13 protein-coding genes and 2 pseudogenes are annotated in these 16034 nt (G+C 35.5%); 4 read left to right on the top strand and 11 right to left on the bottom strand.

Annotated features, from left to right (window positions below; all coding sequences use genetic code 11):
- Positions 1 to 5 precede the first annotated feature (5 nt).
- A complete protein-coding gene (locus tag WDJ61_RS10120; protein ID WP_338749313.1) occupies positions 6 to 395 on the top strand; it encodes an SHOCT-like domain-containing protein in 390 nt (129 codons plus the stop codon).
- Between the two features lie 10 nt (positions 396 to 405).
- The gene (locus WDJ61_RS10125; protein ID WP_338749314.1) at positions 406 to 687 is read left to right on the top strand and encodes a hypothetical protein; all 282 of its coding nucleotides are present in this window, start codon (positions 406 to 408) and stop codon (positions 685 to 687) included.
- Positions 688 to 1092: 405 nt separating this feature from the next.
- On the opposite strand, the gene WDJ61_RS19095 is transcribed toward WDJ61_RS10125, so the two are convergent.
- Positions 1093 to 2298 (bottom strand): ABC transporter permease, encoded by a 1206-nt coding sequence (locus WDJ61_RS19095; RefSeq protein WP_413789006.1) that lies wholly within the window; start codon positions 2296 to 2298, stop codon positions 1093 to 1095.
- A 219-nt stretch (positions 2299 to 2517) separates the two neighbouring features.
- On the opposite strand from WDJ61_RS19095, the gene WDJ61_RS10130 reads away from it, so the two are divergent.
- Positions 2518 to 3069 (top strand): recombinase family protein, encoded by a 552-nt coding sequence (locus WDJ61_RS10130; RefSeq protein ID WP_338749315.1) that lies wholly within the window; start codon positions 2518 to 2520, stop codon positions 3067 to 3069.
- Positions 3070 to 3105: 36 nt separating this feature from the next.
- Positions 3106 to 5112: pseudogene (locus tag WDJ61_RS10135) on the top strand (Tn3 family transposase); the annotation flags it as partial.
- A gap of 55 nt (positions 5113 to 5167) precedes the next feature.
- On the opposite strand, the gene WDJ61_RS10140 reads toward WDJ61_RS10135, so the two are convergent.
- The 10 genes and pseudogenes from WDJ61_RS10140 to WDJ61_RS10185 all read right to left on the bottom strand — a co-directional run bounded on the left by WDJ61_RS10140 (position 5168) and on the right by WDJ61_RS10185 (position 15969).
- Positions 5168 to 5428 (bottom strand): hypothetical protein, encoded by a 261-nt coding sequence (locus tag WDJ61_RS10140; protein ID WP_338749316.1) that lies wholly within the window; start codon positions 5426 to 5428, stop codon positions 5168 to 5170.
- A gap of 20 nt (positions 5429 to 5448) precedes the next feature.
- Positions 5449 to 8253 carry an RHS repeat-associated core domain-containing protein gene (locus tag WDJ61_RS10145; RefSeq protein WP_338749318.1) on the bottom strand — a complete coding sequence of 935 codons (2805 nt, stop codon included), beginning with the start codon at positions 8251 to 8253 and terminating at the stop codon, positions 5449 to 5451.
- 35 nt (positions 8254 to 8288) lie between these two features.
- The gene (locus tag WDJ61_RS10150) at positions 8289 to 10262 is read right to left on the bottom strand and encodes a DNRLRE domain-containing protein (RefSeq protein WP_338754762.1); all 1974 of its coding nucleotides are present in this window, start codon (positions 10260 to 10262) and stop codon (positions 8289 to 8291) included.
- 553 nt (positions 10263 to 10815) lie between these two features.
- Complete coding sequence (locus WDJ61_RS10155) at positions 10816 to 12084, bottom strand: DUF6531 domain-containing protein (protein ID WP_338749320.1); 1269 nt, start codon at positions 12082 to 12084, stop codon at positions 10816 to 10818.
- Positions 12085 to 12556: 472 nt separating this feature from the next.
- Positions 12557 to 13072 carry a hypothetical protein gene (locus WDJ61_RS10160; RefSeq protein WP_338749322.1) on the bottom strand — a complete coding sequence of 172 codons (516 nt, stop codon included), beginning with the start codon at positions 13070 to 13072 and terminating at the stop codon, positions 12557 to 12559.
- 67 nt (positions 13073 to 13139) lie between these two features.
- A pseudogene (locus tag WDJ61_RS10165) lies at positions 13140 to 13544 on the bottom strand (transposase); the annotation flags it as partial.
- A gap of 166 nt (positions 13545 to 13710) precedes the next feature.
- Positions 13711 to 14037, bottom strand: coding sequence for a metalloregulator ArsR/SmtB family transcription factor (locus tag WDJ61_RS10170; protein WP_338749324.1), 327 nt, complete (start codon positions 14035 to 14037; stop codon positions 13711 to 13713).
- A gap of 1 nt (position 14038) precedes the next feature.
- Positions 14039 to 14464, bottom strand: a complete 426-nt coding sequence (locus WDJ61_RS10175) for an SRPBCC domain-containing protein (RefSeq protein WP_338749326.1) — start codon at positions 14462 to 14464, stop codon at positions 14039 to 14041.
- A 206-nt stretch (positions 14465 to 14670) separates the two neighbouring features.
- Positions 14671 to 15405, bottom strand: a complete 735-nt coding sequence (locus tag WDJ61_RS10180; RefSeq protein WP_338749328.1) for an anti-sigma factor — start codon at positions 15403 to 15405, stop codon at positions 14671 to 14673.
- Positions 15406 to 15408: 3 nt separating this feature from the next.
- Positions 15409 to 15969 carry an RNA polymerase sigma factor gene (locus WDJ61_RS10185; RefSeq protein ID WP_338749330.1) on the bottom strand — a complete coding sequence of 187 codons (561 nt, stop codon included), beginning with the start codon at positions 15967 to 15969 and terminating at the stop codon, positions 15409 to 15411.
- Positions 15970 to 16034: the final 65 nt, after the last annotated feature.

The following is a 16034-nucleotide window of genomic DNA, read 5'->3' on the forward strand; positions in this document are numbered from 1 at the left end:
TTATCATGAAAGAGGAAATTACAAGAGTGTTAACAATGATTCAAGAAGGGAAGATTGATGCAGATAAGGGATCAGAACTGATTCAAGTATTAAAAGAGAAAGAAGAAACAGGTAATAAGCTTTTTGAAAAACCGACTAAATACTTAGATAAAACATTAAAAATTCGTGTTGTATCAGCCGAAAACGATAACGTCACGGTCAATTTGCCTATAAAACTTGTCAAGGCAGTATTAATGGCTGGACACAGCATCGCAGCGAGTATTCCTCAATCGGAAAAATACGTTAAAGATATAGACATCAGCCTTATTATTGAAGCAATCGAAAACGAATTAGATGGCCAAATTGTTGATATTAAATCGGCAAACGGGGATACCGTTTCGGTCATCATTGATTAGTGATTTGCTTATGATGCATGTAAAAGTGAAAGCAAAAGACGTTCGGTTTACCATCCCAATTCCATATGCTATTTTAAACATTGTTATTTCAATTTTGTCTTCAAAATTTTTTCAGCAAAATGCAAACAAATGGACAAAAGAGCACTTCGAAAGCAAAAAACTGGACTTTACCTTTCCTCTAATAGACAAAAAAACGCTAAAGCCTATCGTCAAGGAACTGAAAAATTATAAGGGGATCATGCTAGTAGATGTCAAAGCTAAGGACGGTACTGAGGTTAAGATTAGACTATAATTTATTATAGAATACACCGACCACTGACTGGCATTTTGAAGAAAAAGCCTAATTTCTCTGTGACGGATACGAAAGATCCCACATATCCCGAAAACTCCCATTGATATATGCATCATCCCAATTCATTTTTAACACCTGCTCATAAAGTGAAACTTCAATCAGTGGGGGTTTTCTTCATCCCCCACCTACCCGGCTACGTTCCTTCTGCCATGTTGAGGTAGGGGTCTTACAGCCCATTAATGCGGGATAAATTTTTTTCTTTACCCATTCTGGGGTACAGCCAACATTTCGGAAATTTTGTACGCTAAGCAAATTTCAACCTAAAAAAGTCGGATTCCAGCACGCTAAGGAACCGACTTTTTATTTGGCTTGTTAAGCTGAAGCCTCCGTTAGTTGAATACCACGCTATTCTTTAAAGGCACTTCCTGAGACATTGCCTCTCTTTGATACAAAGAAATATACGAATACATAAACAAATAAACTTCCAATTACAAGATTGAATAAGTTAGCAGTAGAAGTATGAATGAACATAGCGAAATATAGAATAAAAAATTGTGCATATAATATAGCCAAGACAAACTTTAAGAAGGAATCTTTTATCTGGGATTTAGAAATAGGATAAAGTAATACACTTTGTTTCATTTCATGTTGTAAAGGAATTACTTGAAATCCAGTCATAAATAAAATCAGGAGATTAAAAATCCAACCACTTGTTGGTACAACATAATTAACAAATATACCCATTAAAGTAAGTCTTAAATAAAGGTAAAAGTAATCATTATATCTTACAAATAAGTGTGAGTATAAATATACGAATGTACTACTTTGACTATATGGGATACACCTTTTCAGAATCATAGTAAGCAAACGTCTTTTCCGAAAAGAACGTTTAAGATTAGGGACATCCATGAAAATATTAATAAATTTAAAGCTTCTTAATAAGGCACCTTCTTCTTCATCTATTAGCCACTGCCAATTCAGAATTCTTTTTTTTCCTATGAAATAAATTAAATGGACGAAATTTATACTCAATAAAAGAAACTCAAAAATCCAGTCATTTTTAAACAAAAAATAGCACATTAAATATATTGAAAAAAACCTAATTAACCTATGTAACACAAATTGTACATAGTTCTCTAACCATTGTTCAGTCCACTTCATTAAAATGTTATAAGCAACAATCCCCACTATTAACAAAAGGACGGGAAGATTTATATTAGTTGTGTGTAAAAATAAGGATAAGAAAACAGTAATGAAACTAAGCAATTTAATAACATCAATAACAAAACTATATACAAGTGATTTAATAAAATACGACTTTAATTTCACTTCTAATGGCAAGAAAAATAATATATCTGCCCTTTTAATAAATGTACGGACCTTTGTCCGTATTAAAAGGAAGGTTACAAATAGAGATAAGATTACTTCAACAGATATTTGCGGAGGCATCCACTTAAGGAATAAATTAAAATAATAAATAAAGATACTACTAATGATCAGAAAAAAGTAAACAACATTCGCACCAATGATTGAATAGTATCTGAACATCTTTCTATAAAATTCCTGAAACCTTAAACCCCATAATGTTTTTATATCCATTAATACACCCATACCTTCATTGAGTAATATCCAAATTTACCCAATCCCTTTTACATAAAGATACCACAAACGACCGTTTATGGTACAGATAAATATTTTTAAAAAAACAACCTATTTCTATTAATCTGTAGAACCAAAACTCATTCCTAAAATCAAAGTTACATTTTTAATATCTGATACCGTTTTTGGTGCTAATATAGGGTTATAAACTACTTTTTCAGGTGATGAATGATGATATTTGGTTATGCACGTGTAAGTACAGAGGAACAAAACTTGGATATGCAAGTTGACGCCCTTAAAAAATTTGGAGTGGAAAAAATTTATAAAGAAAAATTGACCGGAACTAGAAAAGATAGACCCCAACTAGAAGAACTTCTTAAAGTCTTACGCAGTGGCGACAAAATTGTTGTATATAAACTTGATCGTATTTCACGTTCTACAAAACATCTAATTGAACTTAGTGAATTATTCAATAATATGGACGTAGATTTTGTCTCTATTAACGACAGTATTGATACTTCAACTGCAATGGGGAAGTTTTTCTTTCGTACAATGGCAAATATTGCAGAGTTAGAGCGAGATATTATTAGCGAGAGGACAAAATCAAGGCTTCAAGCAGCAAGATCCAGAGGAAGGAAAGGTGGCAGACCATCGAAGAAAAGGGATAAAGTTGAAATGGCGATAAAAATGTATAAAAGTAAGGATTATACAATCAACGAAATTACAGAAGCAACGGGAATCAGCAAAACTTCACTGTATAGATACTTAGACAAAGTAAATTAGGTTCATAACAAAAATATTTATAAGGATTGATTTTATTTGAGTGTGAAAGAACTGCTGACATCAGAACAGCGAAAGGAAATTTTAAACCTTAATAATTTATCGGAATATGAATTTACTTCTTATTACAGTCTATCTGACTATGATATTGATGTTATAAATCGTCATAGAAGAGATCACAATCGCTTAGGGTTCGCACTCCAATTATGCATTCTTAGAAACCCCGGTTGTTCTTTAATTAATATGTTAGAAATACCCGAAGGCCTTATTAAATACGTCGCTAATCAAATTAATGTAAATCCAGAGGTTTACTCTTCATATGCTCAACGTGATACAACTAGACGTGAACATTTAGAAGAAATACGTCAAGTATATGGATATAGAAACTTTAATAACAGTGATTATCGGACGATTTCTAATGTTCTTTTAAAATCCGCATTGGAAAATGGAAATTCGATGTATCTAGTACGCACTGCAATCGATTTATTAAGAAAGGAAAAAATAATTCTTCCTGCAATACCAACAATCGAGAGGATGGTTTGGCTAACAAGAACACGTGCAGAGAAAAAAATATATGCCACACTAACAAATAATCTTTCTGTAAGACATAAGCGTGAACTAGAAAAGTTGATTGATTTAACGGTAAATAATAATAAAACTCAATTAGCTTGGCTTCGAGAAATTCCCGGACAGTCATCACCAGATTCTTTTTTAAAGGTCATAAAAAGATTAAAGTACATTAAGGAAATGAATATTGTAGCCAATACTGCATTAATACACCCCAATAGACTTTTACAATTGGCACGAATTGGGGCTAGATACGAACCCCATTCTTTTAGAAGATTTAAAGAAGATAAAAGATATGCATTATTAGTTGCTCACTTAATCACTCTTTCCCAAGACTTAACTGACCATGCCATTGAAATTCATGATAGACAAATGATGGTGTTACAAGCAAAAGGCAGAAAAACTCAAGAAGAGATGCAAAAACAAAATGGAAAGTCAGTAAATGAAAAAGTTGTGCATTACGCAGATATAGGAACGGCTTTAATTAATGCCAAAGAGGAAGGGATCGATCCCTATGTGGCACTGGAGCAAGTAATGCCATGGGATAAAATTGTAGAATCGATCGAAGAAGCTAAATTATTATCAAGACCAATGGATTATGATTACCTCGATTTAATAAAAACTCGATATAACTATTTAAGGAAATATACTCCTAGCCTGTTGGATTCTTTAGTGTTCAAATCTACTAAATCAGCAGAGCCTTTATTGAAAGCATTAGATACCCTACGCGAATTAAATGATTCTGGAAAAAGGAAAATTCCTGATGGCTCACCTTTGAATTTTGTTCCTAAACGTTGGCAAAAACATGTATTTGATGATGAAGGTAACATTAACCGTCAATATTATGAAATGGCTGCCTTAACAGAACTCAAAAACTATATCCGTTCTGGTGATGTTTGGGTTGAAGGTAGTCGATTGCATAAGGATTTTGAAGAATATTTAGTGTCTAAAGATGATTGGGGAAAAGCAAAGATTAATGGGATTAATATAGCTGTTAATGTAAGTTTTGAACAGTATATACAGGAAAGATATGAAACTTTAAATACTAAACTTCAATGGATTTCCAAAAATATTGATAAAGTTGAAAGTATCAACATTGAAAAACAAAAGATACATGTTGAGAGACTTCAAGCTGATACTCCTGAAGAAGCTAGAAATTTCAGCTTATCGCTTTATAATATGCTTCCAAGAGTTAAACTCACTGATTTATTAATGGAGGTAGCTGAATGGACTGGATTTGAAGAATCATTTGTTCACGCTTCTTCAAATCAACCACCCAAAGGTGAGGAAAAGTCTATTGTGATGGCTTCGTTAATGGCGATGGGGACAAATATTGGATTAACTAAAATGGCCGAAGCGACTCCTGATATTTCATATCGCCAGATGGCCAATGTTATGCAATGGAGATTACATGAAGATACGATGACTCGCGCTCAAGCTACACTGGTAAATTATCAGCACCGTATATCATTAACTTCATTAGGATTTAAAAAATATCAGGTACCAAATTAAATATGAATCGTACCTGACATTTTTATTGACAATTATTGTATTTATTTGGAATTTTTTTAATTCTTTCTCTTATTAAAAGAACGACAGCAGTTAAAATAAACATAAGGATACTAATCAAAACTATAATTTTCATTTCTAGGCCAAAAAAACTTAATAAATATTGTGATACAAAAAACATAATACCGGGGGCTAGAATTTTAAGCCCAGTGTAAAAAAATTTTTTATCCTTTTTAATTAATGAAAGGATAATTATAAAAACTAACCCTGATAATAAAGATCCCATTATAGTTCCCTCTTAGTTAATTATTTTTTTCTTTTTTTACCATAATTATAATAACCTCTTACAAAATGCACAGAGAAATTTACTAAATCCGGTATTGTTGCTAAAAACCCCCCAACTGCCATTGCTGCTGCTTTCCTTCCCAGCGCCTTGTATACCCGTTTTTTCGCTACTTTAATCATGTTTTTGCCGCCACTGTATTTTAAATGTCTTAACACTGTATTATACTTTACCGTTTCAGCCTTTTTAAATTTACTAAACCCTACCATACCTATCACAAAAGTTACAATATGACCAGCAATTGTTCCAGCTGCATTCCATCCAACATAACTTGCAATAACTCCTTGTATTCCCATTTTGAAAGCATATTTGATTCTTGCTGATGAAAAACTAGCTTTTTCACCATTAGGATCAAGATTCATAACTGGATTGTTATTCCCATAATTATATCCATTCTGTGTTCGAGGATCATTATAGTCTCCAGTGACTGGATCTCTAGCTAAAAACACTCCCTCTTTCGGTTCATAATAACGAGCCATTAAATAGTAAAAGTGAGTCTCTTTATCATACCGATATCCTGCATAACGGTATGGATTTGCTTCTGCCATCGTTCCGCTTTGCGACAAAATATTTCCCCAAGCATCATACTCATAGGAAGCTACAGTACTTCCTGACGCATCTGTTAACGCCACCACATCTTTATGACCATTCAAGACATAATAATACGTCTGACCGTTTTTGGTCATTGTTAGCGGAAAACCGCTTTGATCATAACTGTACTCTGCCGTAATCTTACCGCTCTTGTTTGTTTCAAATAACACATTGATGCCTTGGTTATAATGATAATTTGTAGTTTCACCGTTTACCGTTTTGCTTGTCCGTCTACCTTGTTCATCGTAGGTATAGGTCGCTACTGTTTGACCGGAAAGCGTTTTGATTTCCACTAGTTCATCGAATGCATTATAGATATACGTATATTGATCATCTTTTACCCGGTTCCCACTTTTATCGTAGGTATAAGCTTGTCCATTTACAGTGGTCAGTTGATTATTAGCGTTATGTGTATAATTTGTGACCTGTGTTTGTCCATTTTTTACTGTTGTTTTTTTCGTCCGGTTTCCTACGACATCATATTCATAGGACTCTACTGTTCCATCCGACAGAGTCTGACTTTTCAACTGGTTCAGCTCATCGTATGTGTAAGAACGATTTCCTTGGGAAGAAGTGACTGCTGTTATGTTTCCATTGTCATCATAGTCAAATGACTCAGATAATAGATTGTTTGTTCCTCGCTTTACCGATAATGTTTTTAATTGTTGGGCTGTATCATAGTCTAGATCAGTCGCAACACCGTTCACATAAGTCATCATATCTGGAAGACCATTTTTTGTATACTTTAGATCTACCTGTTCCATTCCGTTACGTGAAATTTTCTCTAATTGACTATTGGCATTCAATCCATATGACTGCTCTACCACGTCTGTATTAGAGCTTAGTTTAGCCGAGATCAGCTCATTCGCCGCATTATAGCCATACGTGATGGACTGGTTCCCTTTTGTTTCTTTTTTCAAATTCTCGTTCGCATCATATTCCAATACTTTCGCCTGTTGGGTTGTCTCATCAGTCACTTTTTCCACATTGCCGTTGCTATCATACTGATAGGACCACTTTTTTACTCCGTTAGCCGAAACAGATTTGAGTTGGTTAGCCGCATCATATTCATTTTGAATGGTGATGGTTTTTACTGCATCTACTGGGTTTTTAATAGTTTTCAAGTTCCCATTGTCATCATATGACAGGGATGTTGTTTCCCCCAGCGGCTCTTTCCGTGATATAAGCTGATTTTGATCATTATATGTCATCGTCACGACTTTACCCGCCGCATTGGTGATTGTCGTCTTATTTCCATTCTCATCGTAGCCGTAAGACGTCACATGATTTTTAGCGTCTTTTACAGAGGTCAGTAGCTGGCGCTGATCATAGGTGAAAAAGGTGGTATTTCCTTTCGGATCTTTTATACTTGTTACATTTCCCAAAGCATCAGTCAATGTTACGGTTGTTCGTCCTAAAGGATCGACAGCTGTCTTCTGATAGTTATTTAACTGATCATACGTATAAAATTCTTTCGATCCGTCAGGGAAGATGGTTGATGTTTTGTTTCCATACTCATCATATTCATACTGCGTTAAATTGCCAGCCGGATCTTTTAGGCCAATAAGATCTCCTTTTGTATTATATATATACGTTGTTGTACCTTTCGCATCCGTCATTGTTTTCATGTTGCTATACTCGTCATACGTATACGTCGTTATGTTACCTTTTGGATCTTTTTCTTCTAATACATTTCCTTTTGAATCATACTGCTTGTTGGTAATGTATCCTTTCGCATCCTTTATTTTTTTCGGATTAAAATTCGTATCCATTTCCATGTATTCAATGGTATCACCTAGTGGGTCTGTGATGGACTGAATCACATAGTTGTCATTCATTTTATAGTTAGTGACACCGCCCTCTGGATCAGTCACTTCCGATGTATAGGTGGCAATATCATAAGCATATTCTGTGACAGGGATGGTTTCTCCTGTTGTAGACGGTTGCTCAATGGAGTAGATAAACCCGTTTTCATAATTAAGCTTGGTGACTTTCCCATTTGCATCCACAATTTTTTCCATTTTTCCATCAGGATAATAAGTAAAGAATGTGGATACATAATTGGTTGAATCTTTATACTTTCGTACTTCTCTCAGCTGACCTTCAGACGTATAATGGTATGTTACCTTTTTGCCCTCAAATGTCACACTAGAAATACCATGAAACCCGTAATCCATTGTCATCTTCCGACCAGAGGCATCAGTAATACCTGTCACATTCCCTTTTGTGCTATATGTGTAGAATTTGTATTGCCATTACGGTCTTGTTCATATTCTAATTTGGCCACTGTATAGCCAGAAGTTTCTGGATCTTGGGCGATCTTTTTAAAACGAGACACGTTTCCATACTTGTCAGTCAGCTTATAGCCATCTGTTCCATCTTTTATGAGTGTTAAGTATGTCCCAGCTGGTGACTGATACTTACCTGTTGATGCATTGTATGGAAATGCATGAACTGTTCCATCACGATCTGTATACGTAATATTTTTATCTGCGGTTTGTTCCGTTATACTTTCTGAACCGGTAAATGACCAGCTAGGTCCCAAGGCGTCAACTTCTGAAGCTTTGGTGTTGTATGTTCGTTCAAATGAAATGCGCGAACCACCGCGACCACTAATGTCAAAATCGGTAAACTGAACAACTCCGTTTCCCGTTCCTAAATTGACATACGCCTGTCCATCTGTTAGTTCTTGCTCATTGTATGTCCAGTAATCTTCTAGGCCAAGACGGCTGTTAGAGACATAAGTGATAACAAGTAAAGGTGAATAGCCTGCATAATTTAGGTTATCTCCGGAATAAAACTTTTTATAAGAAGCTGTTCCTTCTGAAGCAGACTTTAGTAAGAATCCAAGACTTTGATTGGGTGATGCTAAGATTTGTTCCATATAAGATGGTGTAATAGACCATTTATAATGATTGTCCTCCAAAGTACTGCCTAATGCTCCAACATTTTGAGAAGAAAACTTAGTTGGATGATAATCCCCTCCGTTAGTAGTCCACAGAGCGGAAGAAGTCCGGCGATTCCATGTCGCATAGTTTTCCTGCCAGTCGCTGGCCATCGGATAAAGATCTAGCTGGACAGGTGTATCATTCCATACGGAAGAAGCCCATAAATTTAACTCTGCATCAAGAACTCGGACTCCCGCTGGAAAATCAGGTATATCAAATTTTAATAAAGAGCGGATCACATTAGTTGTGGTTGAATTCTTATGAAGTCCAGCTCCAAGTTCCAAATCGGCGCCACCCGTTTGAGTAGGGCTCGCACTGCGAATATTTGTATCGATTAGCTCCGTAACCGGCTGATACTTAGCAATCGTTGGATCAATGGTTACAGGATAGACACGACTGTCATCTAGCAGCCATTTCTGATCCGGGATAATATCGACAAGAAGTTGATGCCCTTTCTTCCGAATGTTCATTTCTACATCATAAGACATAGCTCCTTCTGGAATTGAGTCATCTGAAAAACTGACAAACCCTTCAGGTTTCAATGAATCATACATATACGGCTTTTCTAAGTAGTAAAGAGGCTTTTTCGTTTTTTTATCTTTAAATAACACTCGGCCATCTTCTTTAGTCTCATAGGTTAACCCTTTTAAATCAATAGCAAAAGAGTAGGAAATAGCTTCATCTGGTTGCGGCTTTTCCTTTAAAATGATATCTTCTTTCACTTTTTGATTCCCTACAGTGTACGTTAAGTCTGTATCATCGAATGCTTCCTGATAGGTAATACTGTTTTTATTGACTTTGGCAGAAGCATGATTGGGCGCTTTTCCTTTTTTATCCGTTGGCACTGGAGTCAAAGAAATAGATGTGTCCCCTTCTTCTACTTCAACCGCGGTCTTGTTTTGCGACCATTCTTTCGAGAAATCAACGTCAAATGTATTGGCCGTATTTGAGATCGTATCCGATGTGGAATCTACTTCAAGTGTGTTATCAATCTCTTTCCATTGTTTTGAAGAAGGATCTTTATAATGGAGCGGTGATGGAGAAATTTCCGTCGTCAACGTTCCATCTGGATTTTGATACGTTTTCGATGTTTCCGTTCGTTTGTCGATCAATTCTTTCTGCTTTTTTTTCTGTACTACAGGTGCTTCCTTTTTGGTTTCTTTTGGATGTTCAGCTGCCACTGGATTCATAGGCAAAATACTGCAAAACATAGAAAAAACCAAAAGTTTCGCTATCATTTTCTTCAAACGTTCTCCTCCATTTCTATCTATCTAAAAAGTTGTATTTATTCATACCTACTTGAGCAATGTTGCAAAAAGTCAATTTAATTGTTTGAAAGTTAAGAAAATTACACCAATAAACTTATCAATCTATCACTAGACATTAAATGACTTATAAATTACGTGATGGAAGTCTCATTAGTTGCATGATTAAACACACTAATAGTATAATAATTCTTTTTATAAAAGAATATGGGTGATAATACTTATATTGGAAAATCACTCTTCTTGTTGGGTATAAAAATTTAATAAAGGAGAATTGGTGACTAATTGACCAGGAGTGTTTGGCATTTAAGATATTTATTGACAATACTGTTCTGAAACACGTTTCTTATTCCATATTAGAGAGCTTTTTTAAACTTTACTCATTTAATAACCGCTTCTACTGGAGCAAATGGCATGAAATGAAACGTTTCAAGTTTACCACACCTTGTTAAATGAGCTGTTGCTGAATTGTCTAGATTTATTGCAAATCTATTTTTAAATCCGCTGTGAAGATTCTTTTCATTCTCTAGTATTTTTTCGTATCTGAAACAGACTTAACTTTTTTGTGTCCGGTATATTGACGTAGATCCAGTTGCACATTCGTTAAAAAACCGTCGGTATATGTGTATGTTGTTGGCTGATTATTCGCATCCAACACAGAAATTAGGTCCCCGTTCGCATTATAAGAAAATGTAGTGACTGATCCGGTTGTCCCATCTTTAAAGGTCGTGGATGTTTTCAAATTTCCATTAGCATCATACGTATAGGCCGTCTTTTTCGTTCCTTCAAAGCTGGTCGAGATGATGCGACCATTTTGATATTCTAATGTCAATGTACGGCCAGATGCATCTGTAATGCCTGTCAATGTGCCATTTGCCTGACGCTGATACGTAATTTTGTTTTTATTTCGACCTTCTTCATAATCAATTGGATAAATTCTACCTTGTTGCTCAGGGTTTTTAATGAGATCGCGGAAAACGACTCTATTCCCGTTAAAATCAGTTAACACAAAGGCATCCGCATTAGCTTTAATTAAATTTAGATATAAGCCGGCTGGAGCCTTGAAGGTTTTAGTCGCAGTATCATACGTAAATGTATGAGCTGTTCCATCTGCATCTGTATAAAGAACATTTCCATTTGGAAATTCAGCCATCGTTTCGCTTCCAGTAAATGACCAGGCATATCCTATTGGTGAGTCTTCTACTGCTTTAGAATTATATGTTCGATTAAAAGAAAATCCGGAATTACCGCGACCGCTTATCTCAAAATCAGTGAAGTCCAATACTAAATTTCCAGTACCAATATTGGTATACCCTTGTCCATCTGCTAATGAGTGTTCAACATATGACCAATAATCTTCATGTCCTAACCTACTAACAGGATAATAGGTGATCGTCAATTTAGGTGAATACTGCAGTTTTCCTGAATAATCCCCCGAATAAAATTTCTTGTAAGTAGCCGCATTTTCGTTTGTTGCCTTAAGTATCAGCCCTAAATTTTTAGAAGGATCATTCATCCATTTTTGAATAATTTCCGGTTTAATAGTCCATTTAAATAATTGAGGTTCTGCGGCTGTTGTATCTAGCGCTCCAATCGTTTGAGATGAAAGAAGGGTTGAATTAAAATCGCCACCTTTATTTGTCCAAAGAGCACTTTGTGTTCGGCGCTGCCATGTTGCACGATTTTCTTCCCAAGTATTATTCATCTCATATAACCCAATACTGGATGCTGTATCGTTCCATACAGGGGTATAGTCCCGAAAATGCGGATTTACAACGTTAAGCTGTTCTAACATGCAAAATTCTCTGTTTTAACAACGATAAGGATTTGGAGACAAGTCATATGGGACACTACCAAGCCTTATTTCATGTGTTTTTGAATCTATCTCAATAGATTAGACCCTATTGGTACATTGCCTGTAATCCCTGATATAACTGGTCTTACATTCTTACCGTTGTAAATACGCAAAATCCTGACGCCACCCCGTAATAGGAAAATGGTCAAAAGAAGCAATAAAAAATGGACCTTTAAATTGCCCAACCTTGAAGTATTAAAAGAAATGGAAATTAAGATACCACTAAAATAGAAATAGGATATATCTAAAAAAGTCGATTTCTTAAACGTACAGGAAATCGACTTTTTTATGTTGGAAATTTGCTTAGCGTATAATATGTGCGAAATGTCGGCAGTACCCCATTCTGTCTAATCCACTAAATTTCCTGTAAAATATACTCCTTTGTTCTGCAAAATGGCCCGATTGTTGAATATCAAATTTTATCAATTCCATTTCCAGTGACAATAAAATGTGGACTGTTTTCGTTTCGATTAAAAAATCTCCAGTGTTCACTTTGTTCATCATCTTCAGAACTATCTGGAAAGACCTCTAATTTGTAACCCTCAGTTAGTTTCACCATTAATCCACCTACTTCATCAGAATCAATTTGTATTACTTTTATTTGTCCATTTTCCTTTGTAAAAGCTTTAATACGTTCATCAAATCGATTGTTACCTTGTATATCCCAATCGAATTCTTCATTTAATTCATTCCATTTTGAGCTTGGAGAATAGAAATCCCTTGAAGCAACAACAATTTTATTTCCTCTAGTAATTCTCCACGAACATTGGATATGTAAAGCATATTCTGCTGATTCCTTAGTTTTTCCTCTTCGGAGTATTTGAACTATATCCCCAAAATCAAGCCAAAAAAGGTTAGATGCTCGTCCTGCATACTGTAATTTCAACCCCACTAGTTTTTCTACTTGAGATTTAATTGCTTCCCTCATATTCGACTCCTTTAAAATCAAAATGTAGACGGTATATTCTGATTATACATTGTTCTATCCTGCTTCGTTAGTTCAATAACACAGGCTCTTGTTTTTCTTCTAATTCATATACTTCATCCCACTCTATTCCACAAGCCGCCGCATGTATATTAGGATCGTATTTCTGGCCACTTTTTAAAATTGTATAGATTAAATTTGCTATTTTACCACAAAGGTGACCAATTGCCTTTTTCTTTATCATTCCTTCTTCCACTTTACGATCATAGTAAGCTTTAAAGACAGTAGGCTTTCTTTTCCCATTTGCTAACATCATCATAGACATCTGATAAAGTACCCGACGTGCATCCCGAACACCACTATATGTCTGTTTTGCCGAGAGTACTGAAGTACCAGATTGAGAATTTTCAGCCGATACACCTAGGTATTTCTTAAATTCTTTGTATGTATTAAATCGATCTATATCGCCAATAACTCAGTAGCATGTAATGCATTAAAATAGTACATTCTTTTCTTTAAGCACGACAGAAACTTTATTATCTCTGTACAACTGATCCAATCACTGGAACCAAAAACATCCATTTAAAGGTAACTCAATAAAAAAACGAGAGCGTATCACCACGCATCTCGTTTTTTAACCGCTAATCGTTATCAGCCTCTACAAATTCTTTAAGAGCAGATAATTTTTTATCCCAATATTGTTCAAAAAAGGAAAGCCATTGTTTTAGTTCAACAAGAGGTTCTGGCTGAAGCTTGTACCGAGTTTCTCTTCCGACTTTCTGACTGCTGACCAGACCTGCAACAGAAAGAACATGTAAATGTTTGTTAATAGCCGTGCGGGTGATTGGAAAGTATTCCGTCATTGCAGTAATTGACATTTCCTTATCAGCAAGCAATTTTAACAATTTTCTCCGCGTAGGGTCAGCGATTGCTTGAAATACATCATGCTTGGGCGGAGATGTGACCAATTTAAGCCTCGATATTTGCAGGAAGAGTTTCTTTTACAATTTTTTCCCATCCGCCGTCCATAATACCACGAACAACTGAGTGAGGCTGTCCAAACTCGGTGACTTTTTCTGCATCCCAGCCAGAATGAATCAGTGTGAACTCTGTTTTACCATCTTCTAAAGTTTTCAATTCAAAAGTTAGATGCCAGTCTTTCCCCCAGTCAAAACCGACACGGTTCATAGGGTCAATTTCTGTTACTTTACAAGGTGAATCACCAAATTGACCTGCATGAAGTATAAAATCACGTCCTACAATAGGTTCAAAAGTATTTGGCATCCACCATGAAGCAATGCCTTCTGATGTTGAAACAGCTTTCCATACTTTTTCGATCGGAGCATTAAGTACAATTGTTTTACGTATTTCTGGTAAAGTTTTCTCTGTTTGCATAACCATGCCTCCAAACTGCAATATAACACCTTTTAGTATCAAAATGATTATAACACCTTTTAGTGTCACATCAAATATTTTTTCTTATTTGATTATCCCCTTAAGTTTTGTTTGTAATTCTATCATGTACTAGAAAGCTCATCCTGTACTTCTAATTTCGCGGTTTGTTGGCAAGCCCTCATCGCCATCAAGAGGAATATCTCTATTTATGTTCCAATTATTTTTTCCCCTCTTGGCTTTAAGCTATTTTGATCAGGCTCCAACGTGATCCCAATGTTATCGAAGGTTTCATCTTCTTGGAGCTCATATGTCAAAACACCTGAACCATGATTATTAGGTTTAAAAATCCCCGCATTTTGCCGTACTCCATTGTTTAGCAACCAAACTTGGTACACTTTTTTGCCCTCTGCTTTTGGTAAATTGTCCACTTGTATAACTAGCTTTTTGTCATCGCCTTGCTGCACAATAAAAGCAGATCCATTCGCCTCTACTCTATTTTGATCGACGGAAGTTAAAGGAAGAGTGGATAAAACTTCAACTGGCTGACTGCTTCTTTCTTCTTCAGTTACTGCTTGATTTCTCATTTGGATATTTGCTGTAGTGAATACGGTTGTTGTCGTGAACAATATTAAAATTAATACAGTGGTCAAAGGGGTGAATTGCTGTTTGAAATAAGTGAATCCTTTTTTTAGATTACTTACAAATGAATCTGCTTCTTGTTGCTGTGGTGCGAATACAAAATCAAGCACTTCGGATTTTAATGATTCCGGTACTTCCGTTTTCTCAAAGTCGAATTGGAGTGCTTCCCACGCTTCTTTTATCTGAATATAATCTTTATGACAGGTTGAACAGTTTGTTAAATGATCTTCAAAGCTTTTCTGATCATCACTACTGAGTTCATTCGTAATATAAGAAAGTAATTGATTACATTTCCTTTCCATTACTTACTCTCCTCCATTCAAATACTTTCTTAATTGTTTAAGAGATTGATGAAGCCTACTCTTAACGGTTCCTACTGGCTCATTTTCCATTTCGGCAATTTCACTAAGTGAATATCCTCTCCAATAAAGCAAATCAATTAATCTTTTTTGCGGTTGAGATAGCTTATTCTTTGCTTCCTGGATTTCAGCTGTATTTAGTCTATCTTCAATTTGATTATTGGGATCTTCTACTTCAAACCGTTTGTCGGAATGAAGAGGTTCCGTCCATTCCCTATGAATATTTTCTTTACTATCTTTGCGAACATAATCGACACAAATATTTCGGGTAATGGTCAGGATCCAATTTACATATTCGCCTTTAGAGGCATCATATGTGCTTTTGGTCGTCCAAATCCTTAAAAAGACCAGTTGAATAATTTCCTTTGTTTTTTCTTCATCTCCTCGAGTAAATTTGAAAACGAAACTATATATTAATCGAATATAACGTTCATATAGTTCTTCTAATGCAGGGCTATGCTTTTTTTTGACTAAATTCATTAATTCGTGATCACTTTTATCTCTCACTTGCTCCTGCCACTCCCCATGCTTTATTTTTAAAAAGATTTGTGCCTCAATTATATAATTTGAGG

The organism is Bacillus sp. FJAT-52991 (assembly GCF_037201805.1).
Lineage (GTDB): Bacteria > Bacillota > Bacilli > Bacillales > Domibacillaceae > Bacillus_CE > Bacillus_CE kandeliae.